The sequence below is a fragment of the Streptomyces sp. NPDC055243 genome, assembly GCF_044544025.1.
Taxonomy (GTDB): Bacteria; Actinomycetota; Actinomycetes; order Streptomycetales; family Streptomycetaceae; genus Streptomyces.
In genome coordinates, this window is record NZ_JBITWR010000001.1 from 817,749 (window position 1) to 832,393 (window position 14,645).

Consider the following 14,645-nt stretch of genomic DNA (forward strand, 5'->3'; position numbering starts at 1 on the left):
GGCGGTCGACACAGATGACCGAGGACAGGAGCGGCGTCCCGCGCGACGCCGGCAGCCAGTGGTACGACCACGAGGCCGGGCCCCTGGTCCGCCCCTACGCGATGACGGGCGGGCGGACCCAACCGGGCCCCGGCGGAGAGCACTTCGACCTGATCGCACTGGTCACGCTGGACGCGAACGCGCCCGGCCCCGGGGACGACACCGCGCTCGGACCGGAACACCGGTCGCTCATCGAGCTGTGCCGCACCGAGACCCAGTCGGTGGCCGAACTGGCGGCCGACGCCGATCTGCCCGTGGGCGTGGTCAGGGTGCTGCTCGGAGACCTGCTGGAAATGGGCTGCGTGAAGGTGAGCCGACCCGTGCCACCCGCACAGCTGCCCGACGAGAAGATCCTGCGAGAGGTGATCGATGGGCTCCGAGCGCTCTGACGTCGACGGCGGCGACACGACCGCCATGGCGTTGAAGATTCTGGTCGCGGGCGGCTTCGGGGTGGGCAAGACCACCCTCGTCGGCGCGGTCAGCGAAATCCGCCCGCTTCGTACCGAGGAACTGCTCAGCGAGGCGGGCCAGTCGGTGGACGACACCGGCGGAGTCGACCGCAAGACCACGACGACCGTCGCCATGGACTTCGGCCGCATCACCATCAGATCGGGCCTGTCGCTGTACCTCTTCGGTACGCCGGGGCAGGACCGTTTCTGGTTCCTGTGGGACGAGTTGTCCCAGGGCGCGCTCGGAGCCGTCGTCCTCGCGGACACCCGACGGCTCGAGGACTGCTTCCCCGCCGTCGACTACTTCGAGCACCGGCACATCCCGTTCGTCGTGGCCGTCAACTGCTTCGCGACCGCGCGTACGTACGGTGCGCACGAAGTGTCACGGGCCCTGGACCTCGACCGCGGAACCCCCGTGGTGCTGTGCGACGCACGGGACCGCGATTCGGGAAAGGAGGTGTTGATACGCCTGGTCGAGTACGCCGGGCGGATGCATACCGCCCGGCTGCTCGACACCGTGGGCTGAGGTCGGACGGTGGTCTGCGGCGTCAGTCGGAGACGGCGCCGCGCGCGACCACCTTGTCGATCCTGACGCGCACGAGGAGCTCGCCGGGCACGCCATTGCGCTCGCCGAACTCCTCGGCGCGCCCCTCACCCATGTAGCGGGCGCCGAGCCGTGTCGCCCAGTGCCGCACTTCGTCGAGATCCTCGCTCAGTCGGGCCTGTCCCTGCAGGACCACGAACGCGAACGGCGGCTTGTCGTCGTCCACGCACAGGGCGACACGCCCGTCCCGCGCCAGATTCCGCCCCTTGACGGTTTCCGCCCCGGTGTTGAACACCAACTCGTCCCCGTCCAAGAGGAACCAGATCGGTGCGATATGTGGGCTGCCGTCCGCTCGGACGGTCGACAGTTTGCCGGTGCGGGTGCCCTGGGAGACGAAAGCCCGCCACTGGTCCTCGGTCATCTTCTGTGCCATGTCCCCATCATGCTTGCCGGGGCGCCGCCGGTGGGGAAGGCTGGCAGGTCAGTTCCTCCAGCCAGGGGGAACAGAAGGCGGGGAGACGGGAACATGGTGCAGAACACGGGGCTCGGTTGGCTGCTCGACGACTTGACCAAGCGCATGGAGTCCGTGCGGCACGCGCTGGTGCTGTCCAACGACGGCCTGGTGACCGGCGCGAGCTCGGAACTGAAGCGGGAGGACGCGGAACATCTGGCCGCGGTCTCATCCGGTCTGCACAGCTTGGCCAAGGGCTCCGGACGCCACTTCCGGGCGGGTGCCGTGCGCCAGACGATGATCGAATTCGACGACGCGGTCCTGTTCGTCACCGCGGCCGGCGACGGCAGCTGCCTGTGCGTCCTCAGCTCCGCGGAGGCGGACATCGGTCAGGTCGCGTACGAGATGACACTCCTCGTCAATCGTGTCGGTGAGCATCTCGGCGTGGGCGCCCGACAGCCGGAGAGGACACCGGTCGTAGACCTCTGACCTGCTGGAACATCGAGGCTGCGAGAGTTATCCACAGGCTCGGCGCGGGTTGCGGTGATCGCGCTACGGTTTTCCCGAGAGCAAAGACGCCTCACGGGGGAGAACCACCATGACAGGTCACACGATCACGCAAGAAGCCGCCGACACGGCAGCGCAGACCACGGTCACGCAGAGCCGCGCGGCACGGGAACTGGGACTGAAACGCGGCGAGTTCGAGCTCGCCGTGATGCTGGGGCGCATCCGCACCGTCAGCGACACCGTGGGCGGGTGTCGCCGCGTCACACGCGAGGAGATCGAGCGTGTCCGTGCCGCGGAGGGCTTTCCCGAGGCATGGGTGGAGCGCATCAGAGCCGTGGGGACCACCGAGGGCGCGGCTCTCATGGACATTTCCACGGCCCGGTTCACCCGGCTGACCCGCGCGGGCTTCGTCACCCCGGTGAAGTTCTACCTCAACCGCTATCGAGCCGTGGTCTGGCTCTATCTGGCCGAGGAACTGACGCAGTTCGCCGAGGCCGAGGTCCACGCCGGTCTGCTCACCGGCCGAGCCCCGAGCACGATTCGCGCCCAACTGGAGGCGGGCGTCGATCTCAGGGCACGGAACTGGCGGGGCCGCCACGCGGGAGCGCTGTTGCGGCAGTCCGACGACCCCTGGGAGCGTGCCGCGGCCGTGGCCTCGCTGCTCGACCCGGTGCAGATCGCGGAGATCATCAAGGATCCGTACGAACGCGCCTATGTACGTAGGCTCGTGCCCGAGCCCTTCGGACAAGGCGCACCCGAGTCACCGGCGGTACGGATCATTCAGAAGATCACGACCGCGGACGACCCCGACGAGATCCGCTGGCTGCGGGCGAACCTCACCATCAGCCTCTCCCAGGCCCGGGGACACCGCCCGGCACCCAGGCCCGGGCCAAAGCCGGGGCCTGGCCCGGGGCCGGTGGACTCTGCGCCGGAGCCCGCTTCCGGTCCTCAGGCAGAACTCGATGCTCGGCCGAGCCCTCACCCCTCGCCCGATCGCGAGGCGACACGTACCGGACTCCCCGCCGCACTGCCCGAGGAAGAGCCGCGAGAGCAGGCATCGGAGCCGCGTGGCCTGCTCAAGTGGCTGCGCCGGAGGGGAACGTGACCGGGCAGACGGGCGAGGAGGTCGCCTACTCCGTCGCGTCGAGATCCTTCGCATAGTGCTCGATCGCGGGCCGGTAGCTGACGATGTCCGGGTCCTGGCTCGTGGAGGCGAGCACGGTCAGCAGGATCTCCATGGCGTCGTGTGCACGGCCGGTGTTGTAGAGCGCCATGGCCAGAAAGGTCTTGAGAGCGGCGTCGTCGGGGAATTCGGCCACCGCGTCACCCAAGGTCACGACGGCCTCCGGATACCGGCCGAGGACGCGATAGGTGCTGCCCAGACCGAGAAGGGCTCCCCGGCGGTCATCAGGAGAAAGGCCCGACCCCGCGCCTCCCTCGACCGCGCGTACGTAATGCGGCACCGCCTCGGCCTCCAGGCCGAGTGCGTCGTGCACCCACGCGGTCTGGTAAGCCACCTCCGGGTCCGTGGGGAACTGCTCGCACAGGGCGAGCAGTCGCTGCCGTGCCTCCTCGCGGCGACCGCCCTCGCGAAGTCGCACGGCCTCGGCGAGCAGGTGGTCGCGGTTCCCGGTCATGTCGTCATCCCTCATCGCTGCCCCATCACTCTCTCTGTTCTCTGCCCTGTCCGAAGCGATCGGAGGCACGAATGTCATCCTGCCTGGAGCGAACCCAACGAACCCAACGAACCCAACGAACCCAACGAACCGAACGAACCGAACGAACCCCCTCCGGACAACCCGGCGGGACCCGGCTGCTCCTGAAGGCCCGCGAACGGCTGCGGCAGCTACTGACGTCTCGGTGGCGGGCCCGTGGAACCCCGTGGCGTGAGCGTGGGCGTGGGGACCTGGTGAGGGGCGACGCGCTTGCCGGACAGGACCTCGTAGAGAGCACGGGCGACATCGGCGCCGAAGGCGTGGATGTCGTGGCTCATGGCGGAGAGTGTCGGGTGGGTCAGCTCGCACAGCTGCGAGTCGTCCCAGGCCAGGAGGGAGATGTCGGAGGGCACCCGCAGGCCCATCTCGGCGGCGACCGACAGCCCTGCGACGGCCATCAAGTCGTTGTCGTAGATGATCGCCGTGGGCCGCTCGGCCGCGGCGAGCAGCGAGCGCGTGGCCCGGGCCCCGGCCTCTCCGGAGAAGTCCGTGGCCAGCTGGCGCCCCTCCGGGAGCCCCAGGTCGGCCATGGCCGCGGTGAAGGCGGCGCCGCGCATCACGCTGTGCCCCAGCTCGGCCGCCCCGCCGACCCGGGCGATGGACCGGTGGCCCAGGGCGGCGAGATAGCGCACCGCCTCAGTGACGGCCGTGGTGTCGTCGGTCCACAGCGAGGTGAACGGCCCTGTCAGAGAAGGGTGGGCGACGGCGACCACGGGCATCCCGAGCTGAGAGAGCACGGGTACGCGCGGGTCGTGCTCACGGAAGTCGACCAGGACGGAGCCGGCGATCTGCCCGGACCGCCACCAGTGGCGCTGGAGCTCGATCTCCTCGTCCAGGCTCTTCACCAGGCGCAGGAGCAGGGCGCTCGACTGGTTGGACAGGACGCTTTCCAGGCCGGAGATGAACTCCATGTAGAAGGGTTCGAGGCCGAGTTGACGTGCGGGGCGGCTGATCGCGAGCCCGATCGTTCCCGTCCCTTGCTTGTTCAGCGCTCGCGCCGAGCGGTTCGGCTCCCAGCCCATCGACCGGGCGACCTCCATGATCCGGGCCCGCGTCGCCTCCGACACCCCTGGTTTGTCGTTGAACGCCAGCGATACGGCAGCCCGTGAAACCCCGGCGCGGGCGGCGACGTCCCGGATGGTCAGCCTCTGCTCACTCATGCGGGCTCCACCGCGAACAGGGCTGCCTCGACGGCGGCGAGGTTGTGTGTGCGATCAGAGGCCGGAGTCCAGCCGCTTACACCGATGGTCACGCTCTCACCGGGCAGCAGCGTCACAAGTCCTCGGTCCGCAATGGCCGTCGGCGCGAGTCGGTCGGCCTGAAGCAGCAGGTCACGCAGCAGCGTGCGGGCAGTTACCACGACATCGACCCTATCCTTGTGCCGGACCACGTCCACCTCATCGGCCTCATCGGCGGGAACGGGATACGCGACCTCCTTGTCCGCCCCGGCATCGGGCAGCAGCTCGTCGGGGACGTCCGCGCACGCGACCGAGCGCCCGGCGGCCGTACCGCGACGGTCGTCTCGGCCAGACCGGCCAGCAGTCGTTGAGCTGCCAGGCGACGGTGCCCGCGCAGCGCGGCCAGTGGGAGCGCCGGTGCTCGATGCCGGTGGCGATGGCGCCGGCTTGGTTGGGACCGCTGGCCTTGGCGCACAACCTAGACAGGAATTCTGGAGCTCGTCCATAGACCGGTCCAGTTTTCTACAACCAGTAAGCCAAAGGCATCAGTCCTAGATTGCTAAACCTTTACTTAAATTGACAGACATCTAGACGACGTTGTCTCCGGTGGGCAGAGTGTGCGCTCGACCGCGGGCCGCTCCGGTCTCGCATCCCCGACAGAGGGGCTTTCCCATGCGTAGAAAACGCGTCATCGCGATGCTCACCGCCGCACTCCTGGCGCTGTGCCTCACCCCCGACGCACAGGCGTTCCCCAGTAGTTCCAAGCAGCAGGTGATCAATTACCTGCGCTCCATCACGGGATCGGGGATCGTGTCCGGCCAGCACAACAAGGAACCCGCCGGCAACCCGGGCCAGTACACCCAGCAGGTCAAGGACGTCACCGGGCAGTACCCGGGCTTGTGGGGCGGGGATCTGATGTTCCGGGCCGAGGACGTCGCCAACCGACAGCGGATCGTCGATCAGGCGAAGACGGAGTGGGCCAACGGCTCGCTCGTGTCGCTGACCTGGCACGTCTGCCCGCCGACCATGGGCAGCTCCTGCGAGTTCGAGGGCGGCGTCAAATCACGCATCACCGACGCCCAGTTCTCCCAGGTCGTCACCGACGGCACGGCGCTGAACAACGCGTGGAAGCGCCGTCTGGACGAGGTCGTCCCCTACCTCCAGCAGTTGAAGGCGGCAGGAGTGCCCGTGCTGTTCCGGCCGCTGCACGAGATGAACGAACAGTGGAACTGGTGGGGTCACCGACCGGGTGCGAACGGTGGTGCACGGCTCTACCGCATCACCCACGACTACCTCGCGGGCAAGGGCCTGGACAATCTCATCTGGGTGTGGAACGTGCAGGACAACCCGGAGGGCGGCTGGTCCAGTTACTACCCGGGGGACAGCTACGTCGATGTCGCGTCGCTCGACGTCTGGTACAAGAACCACCCGAGCTCGTCCGACTACCAGCAGCTCCAGAGCATCGCGGGCAGCAAGCCGATCGCCCTGGCGGAGATGGGCAAGGTCCCCAATGCCGCACTGCTCAACAGCCAGACCCGCTGGTCGTACTTCATGATCTGGTCGGAGCAGCTGAAAGGGAACAACACCAACGCCGAGATCCAGGCCTGCTACTTCCACCCACGTGTTCTCAACCAGGGTGAGGTGAAGCTCCCGGTAGCCCGGAGCGGCGCCCCGACGTAGGGAACCACCTTCCTGCGTGCGGGACCGGGGCCGGATCTCCCGAGCCCCGTTCCCGCATCGCGCGCGCCCCCGCCCGGCGGAACGCCGAGCCGTCACCCGTTTCCCCTGCCCTGGGTGCCGACAGCGCTGCCGTTGAGTTGAATCCGAGAGGACTGATGCCTCCGGGAGCGAGCATGTCTGTGCCACATGGGCCGCACGAGCCACGGCCGACCGACTCACCCTCACAGCAGGGTCGCCTCCGGCGGACAGGGCAGTGGTGCGCCCGTCACTGCGTGATCGTCATCGTGGTGTGGCTGGCCGCCCTGGTTGGGCTACAGGTCCTGAACCACGCCTACGGCGGTGAGTACTCCGACGACTTCTCCCTGCCCGGCACCCAGTCGCAGGCGGGCCTCGACGTCCTTCAGACACACGAGCCCGCAGCCGGCGGTTACAGCGCCCAGGTCGTCCTGCACGACGCCGACAAGCCACTCAGCGACGAGAGCGACCAGGTGAGCTCGGCCGTCAGCAGCCTGCAGAAGCTTCCCCACGTGCTGTCCGCGCAGAGCCCGCTGCCCGCGCAGCAGCAGCCCGCCGGGACGCCGAACCTCGGGCCGCTGTCCTCCGACGGAAAGACGGGCTACATCACCGTCCGCTTCGACGTGCAGCCCTCCACCCTCGGCGACGGCTATCTGGACGGCGTCGACAAGGCGGTGCAGCCGCTGCGTGCCGCCGGTGTCGAAGTGGAGTACGGAGGTCCGCTTGGCGAGCTGGCCCGGCCGGAGCCGAACGACCTGACGAGCGAGGCCATCGGATTCGGTGTGGCGATCGTGGTCCTGCTGATCGGCTTCGGCAGTGTGCTGGCCGCGCTGCTGCCCCTGGTGACGGCACTGATCAGCGTGGTCTGCGGCCTGGCCTGCCTGGGCCTGCTCGCGTCGGCCTTCACCTTCGCCACGGTCTCCCCGACGTTGGCCACGATGATTGGAATCGGCGTCGGGATCGACTACGCCCTCTTCCTGGTCACCCGCCACCGGCAGAATCTCCTGGGCCAGGACCCGTTCACGGCGGCGGGACACGCGACGGCGACCAGCGGCCGGGCGGTACTCGTCTCCGGCTGCACGGTGATCATCGCCCTGTCCGGCCTGTGGGTCTCCGGGATCTCGTTCATCGGCAAGCTGGGCCTGGCCGCCGCGGTCACCGTCGTCACGGCGGTGCTCGGCGCGCTGACCCTGGTGCCCGCGCTGCTGGGACTGATCGGACGGCGGATCGACAAGCTCCGGGTGCGGACCCCGATCGCCGAGACGGACACCACGACGGGCGCGGCCTCCCAGGGCGGCTGGCACCGATACGCCCAGCGCGTGGAGCGACGTCCCTGGTGGTTCTTCATTGGCGGGGCCCTCGTGCTCGCCGTCCTGTCGGTCCCGGTCTTCTTCATCCAGCTCGGGCACATCGGCGACGGGGCGGACCCGAAGTCCTTCACCGACCGGCGCGCCTTCGATCTGATGTCGTCCGCCTTCGGACCCGGTTCGAACGGCCCGATGACCCTGGTCATCGACCAGAGCGAGGTGCCGCAGTCGGACAGGGCGGCGCTGGCCAGCCAGGCGCAGAAGGCGCTCACCGGCGTACCCGACGCGGCGGCGATCACCCCGCTCCAGGCCACGTCGGACGGCGACGTCCTGATCTCCACGGCCTATTCCGTGGCAGCTCCGCAGGACGAGCGGACCACCGACCTGCACGAGAATCTGAGCGACGACGTGCTGCCGCAAGCGGTTTCCGGGACGAAGGCGAGCACGTATGTCACCGGGACGACCGCCGCGCAGGCCGACTTCCTGGAGATCGTTTCCCAGAAGCTGCCACTGATCATCGCGGTGGTCGTGGCCCTGGCCTTCCTCGTCATCCTGGTCGTGTTCCGCGGGCTGCTCGTCGCGGTCAAGGCCGCGGTGCTCAACGTGCTGTCGATCGCCGCCTCGTACGGGGTCGTCGTGGCCGTCTTCCAGTGGGGATGGGGCGGCCCCGCACTCGGGGTCTCGGGGAAGGTGCCGATCGAGAGCTACGTACCGATGATGATGTTCGCGATCGTCTTCGGACTGAGCATGGACTACGAGATCTTCCTGCTCTCCCGGGTCCACGAGGCCTGGTTGCGCACCCGGGATGCCAGAGCGAGCGTCGCCCACGCACTGGAGATCACCGCACGCGTGATCACCTGCGCCGCACTGATCATGGTGAGTGTCTTCGCCGCGTTCATCCTCAGCGACAACATCGTCGTGAAGATGCTGGGGCTGGGCCTCGCCGCCAGCGTCCTCATCGACGCCACCGTGGTCCGCCTGCTGCTGGTGCCCGCGGCCATGACCCTCTTGGGCAAGTCGGCCTGGTGGGCGCCTCGTTGGATGGACCGGCTGCTCCCGCACATCGACGCCGAGGGCGAGAGCGAGGGCGAGCAGGCGCGCCCGGTCAGGAAGCCGGGCTGACACAATCGCTCACGGGCAGTGGGCCGCGAGCGGCGATGGTGAGCCAGGAGACTGCCGAGATCGGAGTGAACCATGAAGGCGGCCCGTTTCGAGCACTTCGGGGACCCGGAGGTCCTTGAGGTCGTGGATCTCCCCGACCCGCATCCGGGGCCCGGACAGATCCGGATCGCGGTGCGCGCGGCCGGCGTCAATCCGAGCGACGGGAAGAAGCGCAGGGGCCTGATGGATCAGGAGCTTCCGCAGACCATGGGCCACGAGGCGGCGGGCGTGGTCGACGAACTCGGCGAGGGCGTCGCGGACGTGGCCGTCGGCGATCGCGTGTTCGGCTTCTCCGCCACGGAAGCGGCCCAGGCCGAGCTGGTGGTGCTGTCCCACTACGCGCCGATCCCGCCCTCCCTCGACTTCGCCGGCGCGGCCGGGCTGCTGGCCGCCGTCGAAACGGCCACGCGCGCGCTCGACCGGCTCGGCGTCCAGAGCGGCAGCCAGCTGCTTGTCAGCGGAGCCTCCGGAAGCGTGGGCAGCGCCGTGGTCCAGCTCGCCGTGGTGCGGGGTGCGCGCGTGATCGGCACGGCGAGTCCCGCGAACCACGACTACCTCCGCTCCCTGGGAGCCGAGCCCGTCGCCTACGGAGAGGGTCTCGTCGAGCGGGTGCGTGCGCTCGCGCCCAAGGGCGTCGACAGGGCGCTCGACGTCGCCGGGAGCGGTGTCCTGCCCGACCTCATCGGCCTCGTGGGCGGCCCGGAGCACGTGGTGACGATCGCCGATTTCGCCGGTGCGCAGCAGTACGGGGTGACGTTCAGCCGCGGGGACGACGGCCGCGCGCTGCACGCGCTCGCCGATGTCGGCGGGCTGATCGAGGCCGGGCGCTTCTCGCTCCCGGTCGCGCGGACCTTCCCGCTCGCCGAGGTCGCGAAGGCGCACCGCGTCATGGAGGACGGTCAGGCGCGAGGGAAGCTCGTGCTGCTGGTCGGCTGACGGGACTGACGGGACTGGCGGGACTGGCGGGACTGACAGGACTGGCGAGGCTGACAGGGCTGGCCGGGCCGACGGGACCACGAGACCCCGTCGCTCCCGGCCCGCCTCCTCGCTCGACGATCCTTGCCGCTCCCGGCCCGCCGCTCACGAACCCCTCGTTCCCGGCCCGCCGCTCACGAACCCCTCGCTCCCGGCCCGCCGCTCACGGACCCGCCGCTCACGACCCCCTCGCTCACGCCCCAGTCGACGGGCGCCCGTCCATGTGCCGCTCCCCATAGGCCCGGAAGAGCCCCTCCTGTACGACCGAGACCAGCAGCCTGCCCTCGATGTCGTAGATACGGCCGCGCGCCAGACCGCGGCCGCCCGTGGCGATCGGGGACTCCTGGTCGTAGAGGAACCACTCGTCCGCGCGGAAGGGACGGTGGAACCACATGGCGTGGTCCAGCGAGGCCATGTCGAAGCCGCGTGGACCCCACAGCGGTTCCACCGGGATGCGCACGGCGTCCAGGAGCGTCATGTCGCTCGCGTACGTCAGCGCGCAGGTGTGGACGAGGGGATCGTCGCCGAGCGGGCCGACCGCGCGCATCCACACCGCGCTGCGCGGCTCGGCGTCCTTGATCTCCTCGGGCGTCCAGCGCAGCCGGTCCACGTAGCGGATGTCGAAGGGCTGGCGTCTGGCCATGCGCTCAAGAGCCTCGGGGAGCTCGCCCAGGTGCTCGGTGATCTCCTGGGCGACCGTCGGCAGCGACTCGGGGTCGGGGGCCGTGATGCGCGGCGGCAGCTGGTGCTCGAACGCGCCTTCCTCGGGCTGGTGGAAGGAAGCGGTGAGGTTGAAGATGGTGCGGCCCTGCTGGACCGCGGTGACCCGGCGCGTGGTGAACGAGCGCCCGTCCCGCACCCGCTCGACCTGGTACACGATCGGCACGCCCGGACGGCCGGGCCGCAGGAAGTAAGCGTGCAGCGAGTGCACCGGGCGCTCGCCCTCGGTGGTGCGCCCGGCCGCCACCAGGGCCTGCCCGGCGACCTGCCCGCCGAACACCCGCTGAAGGGACTCCTCAGGGCTGCGGCCACGGAAGATGTTGAGCTCGATCTGCTCCAGGTCCAGCAGGTCGACAAGACGGTCGGCGGGATTGTTCATGGCGGTTCCTCGACTCCTGTCCGGGGGAAGCTCGGTGCGCTCGGTGTCGGCGTCAGAGGTCAGAGCTGGCCGACGTCGGTGACCCGGACGACGGCGAGGCCTTCCTCGTCGGAGGCCGCGAGATCGACCTCCGCGCTGATACCCCAGTCATGGTCGCCGTTCGGGTCGGCGAACGTCTGCCGGACGCGCCACAGACCGTGCTCCGGGTCCTCCTCGATGAGCAGCAGCTTGGGGCCACGGGCGTCGGGACCGGTGCCGAGATCGTCGTACTCGTCCCAGTACTTGTCCATGGCCGCGCCCCACGCGTCCGCGTCCCAGCCGGAATCGGCGTCCAGTTCGCCCAGCTCGTCGACGTGGTCGAGGGCGGCGAGCTCGACGCGGCGGAAGAGCGCGTTGCGGACCAGGACGCGGAAGGCGCGGTGGTTGGTGGTGACCGGCTTGACCTGGTCGGCGCGCTCCTGGGCCTCCTCGGCGGTCATGACCTCGGGGTTGGCGAGCTGCTCCCACTCGTCCAGGAGGCTGGAGTCGACCTGACGGACCATCTCGCCGAGCCAGGCGATGAGGTCCTCCAGGTCCTCGGACTTCAGGTCGTCCGGGATGGTGTGCTCGAGCGCCTTGTACGCGCTCGCCAGATAGCGAAGGACGATGCCCTCGGTGCGGGCGAGTTCGTAGAAGGAGGTGAACTCCGTGAAGGTCAGCGCCCGTTCGTACATGTCACGGATCACGGACTTGGGGGAGAGCGGGTGGTCGCCGACCCACGGGTGGCTCGTCTTGTAGGTGTTGTACGCGTGGAAGAGGAGCTCCTCCATCGGCTTCGGGTACGTGATGTCCTGGAGCCGCTCCATGCGGTCCTCGTACTCGACGCCGTCCGCCTTCATCACGGCAACGGCCTCGCCGCGGGCCTTGTTCTGCTGGGCGGCCAGGATCTGGCGCGGGTCGTCGAGCGTGGACTCGACGACGGACACCATGTCGAGGGCGTACGAAGGGGACTCCGGGTCGAGCAGCTCGAAGGCGGCGAGGGCGAACGTCGACAGCGGCTGGTTGAGCGCGAAGTCCTGCTGGAGGTCGACCGTCAGACGCACGATGCGGCCCGAGGCGTCCGGCTCGTCGAGCTTCTCCACCACGCCGCCGTCCAGCAGCGAGCGGTAGATGGCGATGGCGCGGCGAATATGCCGCAGCTGCTGCTTGCGCGGCTCGTGGTTGTCCTCAAGCAGGTGACGCATCGCCTCGAAGGCATTGCCCGGACGGGCGATCACCGCGAGGAGCATGGTGTGCGTGACGCGGAAGCGGGAGGTCAGCGGCTCGGGCTCGGCGTTGATGAGCTTCTCGAACCCCTCCTCGGTCCATCCCACGAAGCCTTCTGGCGCCTTCTTGCGCACCACCTTGCGGCGCTTCTTGGGGTCGTCGCCCGCCTTGTTGAGCGCCTTCTCGTTCTCGATGACGTGCTCGGGCGCCTGGGCCACGACCAGGCCCGCCGTGTCGAACCCCGCGCGTCCCGCGCGGCCCGCGATCTGGTGGAACTCCCGGGCGCGCAGTGTCCGCACGCGCGTGCCGTCGTACTTGGTGAGGGCGGTGAACAGCACCGTACGGATCGGGACGTTGACGCCGACGCCGAGGGTGTCCGTGCCGCAGATGACCTTCAGGAGACCGGCCTGCGCCAGCTTCTCGACGAGGCGCCGGTACTTGGGCAGCATGCCCGCGTGGTGCACGCCGATCCCGTGGCGCACGTACCGCGAGAGGTTGCGGCCGAACTTGGTGGTGAAGCGGAAGCCGCCGATCAGGTCGGCGATCTTGTCCTTCTCCTCGCGCGTGCACATGTTGATGCTCATCAGCGACTGCGCGCGCTCGACGGCCTGTGCCTGCGTGAAGTGGACGATGTAGACCGGCGCCTGCTTGGTCTCCAGGAGCTCGGTGAGCGTCTCCGTGATGGGCGTCAGGCGGTACTCGTACGAGAGGGGCACGGGGCGGGTCGCGGAGCGGACCACGGAGGTGGGGCGTCCCGTGCGGCGCGTCAGGTCCTTCTCGAACATCGAGACGTCGCCGAGCGTGGCGGACATGAGGATGAACTGCGCCTGCGGAAGCTCGAGGATCGGGATCTGCCAGGCCCAGCCGCGGTCGCCCTCGGCATAGAAGTGGAACTCGTCCATCACGACCTGGCCGATGTCGGCGTTCTTGCCGTCCCGCAGCGCGATCGACGCGAGGACCTCGGCCGTGCAGCAGATGACGGGGGCGTCGGAGTTCACGGACGCGTCGCCGGTCAGCATGCCGACGTTCTCGGTGCCGAAGAGCTTGCACAGGTCGAAGAACTTCTCCGACACCAGCGCCTTGATCGGAGCCGTGTAGAAGGTGACCTTGTCCTGGGCCAGCGCAGTGAAGTGCGCACCTGCCGCGACCAGGCTCTTTCCGGAGCCGGTCGGCGTGGACAAGATCACGTTGGCTCCGGAGACCACCTCGATCAGCGCCTCCTCCTGAGCCGGATAGAGAGTGATCCCCGTGTCCTCGGCCCATGAGGAGAAGGCTTCGAAGAGGGCATCGGGGTCGGCATCCGGCGGCAGCTGATCAATAAGTGTCACACCCCCATCTTGCCTTCCTTCTCACCCGATGAGGGAACCGGCGGTCCGTACGAAGATCACGAACGCTACGCTGTGTCGCCAACGGGGCGTCAGTACAACGGAAATGAGGCGGGGAACAGCCATGATGGGTCCGGCACACTCACTGTCGGGGGCGGCGGCCTGGCTCGGCGTCGGAGCGGCCGCGGCGGCGGCGGGGCACACGATGCCCTGGCCGGTTCTCCTCGTCGGAGCCTTGATCTGCGCCGGAGCCGCGCTCGCACCCGACCTCGACCACAAGTCGGCGACCATCTCGCGGGCCTTCGGGCCGGTCTCCCGGGGCCTGTGCGAGATCGTCGACAAGCTCTCGGCCGCCGTCTACAAGGCGACGCGCAAGCAGGGCGACCCGCGCCGGGCCGGCGGGCACCGCACCCTCACGCACACCTGGCTGTGGGCGGTCCTCATCGGGGCGGGCGCCTCCGCCCTGGCCATCTTCGGGGGCCGCTGGGCGGTGCTCGCGCTGCTCTTCGTCCACATGGTGCTCGCCATCGAAGGCCTGCTGTGGCGGGCGTCGCGCGGGTCGAGCAGCGATGTCCTGGTGTGGCTGCTCGCCGCGACGAGCGCCTGGATCCTCGCCGGAGTCCTGGACAAGCCCGGCAACGGCGCGGACTGGCTGTTCACCGCGCCGGGCCAGGAGTACCTGTGGCTGGGCCTGCCGATCGTGCTCGGCGCCCTGGTGCACGACATCGGGGACGCGCTCACGGTCTCCGGCTGCCCGATCCTGTGGCCCATCCCCATCGGCCGCAAGCGCTGGTACCCCATCGGACCGCCGAAGCCGATGCGGTTCCGGGCGGGCAGCTGGATCGAGCTGAAGGTCCTTATGCCGGCCTTCATGCTGCTCGGGGGAGTGGGCGGCGCTGCCGCGCTCAACTTCATCTGAGGGGATGGGCGGGGACACGTGAGCATCCGACGGATG

13 protein-coding genes and 1 pseudogene are annotated in these 14,645 nt (G+C 69.2%); 8 read left to right on the forward strand and 6 right to left on the reverse strand.

Features of this window, described 5'->3' with window-relative positions; genetic code table 11:
- Positions 1–14: 14 nt before the first annotated feature.
- Positions 15–428 carry a DUF742 domain-containing protein gene (locus ACIGXX_RS03535; RefSeq protein WP_351156337.1) on the forward strand — a complete coding sequence of 138 codons (414 nt, stop codon included), beginning with the start codon at positions 15–17 and terminating at the stop codon, positions 426–428.
- Positions 409–1,014, forward strand: coding sequence for an ATP/GTP-binding protein (locus ACIGXX_RS03540; RefSeq protein WP_351156335.1), 606 nt, complete (start codon positions 409–411; stop codon positions 1,012–1,014). The genes ACIGXX_RS03535 and ACIGXX_RS03540 overlap by 20 nt, the downstream gene beginning before the upstream one ends.
- Positions 1,015–1,036: 22 nt before the next feature.
- Here the strand turns inward: ACIGXX_RS03540 and ACIGXX_RS03545 are convergent, their stop codons facing one another.
- Positions 1,037–1,465, reverse strand: a complete 429-nt coding sequence (locus ACIGXX_RS03545; protein WP_366462590.1) for a PPOX class F420-dependent oxidoreductase — start codon at positions 1,463–1,465, stop codon at positions 1,037–1,039.
- Positions 1,466–1,558: 93 nt separating this feature from the next.
- Between ACIGXX_RS03545 and ACIGXX_RS03550 the strand changes: the two genes are divergently transcribed.
- Together ACIGXX_RS03550 and ACIGXX_RS03555 are read left to right on the forward strand one after the other, a co-directional pair.
- On the forward strand, positions 1,559–1,972 hold the full coding sequence (locus tag ACIGXX_RS03550; RefSeq protein ID WP_351156330.1) for a roadblock/LC7 domain-containing protein: 414 nt from the start codon (positions 1,559–1,561) through the stop codon (positions 1,970–1,972).
- 109 nt (positions 1,973–2,081) lie between these two features.
- A complete protein-coding gene (locus tag ACIGXX_RS03555; protein WP_399972336.1) occupies positions 2,082–3,095 on the forward strand; it encodes a DUF6397 family protein in 1,014 nt (337 codons plus the stop codon).
- Positions 3,096–3,120: 25 nt separating this feature from the next.
- Here the strand turns inward: ACIGXX_RS03555 and ACIGXX_RS03560 are convergent, their stop codons facing one another.
- The 3 genes and pseudogenes from ACIGXX_RS03560 to ACIGXX_RS03570 all read right to left on the reverse strand — a co-directional run.
- Positions 3,121–3,627 carry a tetratricopeptide repeat protein gene (locus ACIGXX_RS03560; protein ID WP_351156324.1) on the reverse strand — a complete coding sequence of 169 codons (507 nt, stop codon included), beginning with the start codon at positions 3,625–3,627 and terminating at the stop codon, positions 3,121–3,123.
- 209 nt (positions 3,628–3,836) lie between these two features.
- A complete protein-coding gene (locus tag ACIGXX_RS03565) occupies positions 3,837–4,865 on the reverse strand; it encodes a LacI family DNA-binding transcriptional regulator (RefSeq protein WP_351156321.1) in 1,029 nt (342 codons plus the stop codon).
- Positions 4,862–5,336, reverse strand: a pseudogene (locus ACIGXX_RS03570) (glycoside hydrolase family 2 protein); the annotation flags it as partial. The gene ACIGXX_RS03565 and the pseudogene ACIGXX_RS03570, both read right to left, overlap by 4 nt.
- A 219-nt stretch (positions 5,337–5,555) precedes the next feature.
- On the opposite strand from ACIGXX_RS03570, the gene ACIGXX_RS03575 reads away from it, so the two are divergent.
- The 3 genes from ACIGXX_RS03575 (at position 5,556) to ACIGXX_RS03585 (ending at position 9,982) form a co-directional block, all read left to right on the forward strand.
- Positions 5,556–6,563 (forward strand): glycosyl hydrolase, encoded by a 1,008-nt coding sequence (locus ACIGXX_RS03575; RefSeq protein WP_351156318.1) that lies wholly within the window; start codon positions 5,556–5,558, stop codon positions 6,561–6,563.
- Positions 6,564–6,736: 173 nt separating this feature from the next.
- The gene (locus ACIGXX_RS03580) at positions 6,737–9,007 is read left to right on the forward strand and encodes an MMPL family transporter (RefSeq protein WP_399972341.1); all 2,271 of its coding nucleotides are present in this window, start codon (positions 6,737–6,739) and stop codon (positions 9,005–9,007) included.
- Between the two features lie 72 nt (positions 9,008–9,079).
- The gene (locus ACIGXX_RS03585; protein ID WP_399972344.1) at positions 9,080–9,982 is read left to right on the forward strand and encodes an NADP-dependent oxidoreductase; all 903 of its coding nucleotides are present in this window, start codon (positions 9,080–9,082) and stop codon (positions 9,980–9,982) included.
- A gap of 232 nt (positions 9,983–10,214) precedes the next feature.
- Here the strand turns inward: ACIGXX_RS03585 and ACIGXX_RS03590 are convergent, their stop codons facing one another.
- Both ACIGXX_RS03590 and ACIGXX_RS03595 read right to left on the reverse strand, forming a co-directional pair.
- On the reverse strand, positions 10,215–11,120 hold the full coding sequence (locus ACIGXX_RS03590; protein ID WP_351156313.1) for an acyl-CoA thioesterase II: 906 nt from the start codon (positions 11,118–11,120) through the stop codon (positions 10,215–10,217).
- 59 nt (positions 11,121–11,179) lie between these two features.
- The gene (locus ACIGXX_RS03595; protein WP_361464889.1) at positions 11,180–13,693 is read right to left on the reverse strand and encodes a DUF3516 domain-containing protein; all 2,514 of its coding nucleotides are present in this window, start codon (positions 13,691–13,693) and stop codon (positions 11,180–11,182) included.
- Between the two features lie 121 nt (positions 13,694–13,814).
- On the opposite strand from ACIGXX_RS03595, the gene ACIGXX_RS03600 reads away from it, so the two are divergent.
- Positions 13,815–14,609, forward strand: a complete 795-nt coding sequence (locus ACIGXX_RS03600) for a metal-dependent hydrolase (protein ID WP_351156307.1) — start codon at positions 13,815–13,817, stop codon at positions 14,607–14,609.
- The last annotated feature ends 36 nt before the right edge of the window (positions 14,610–14,645 follow it).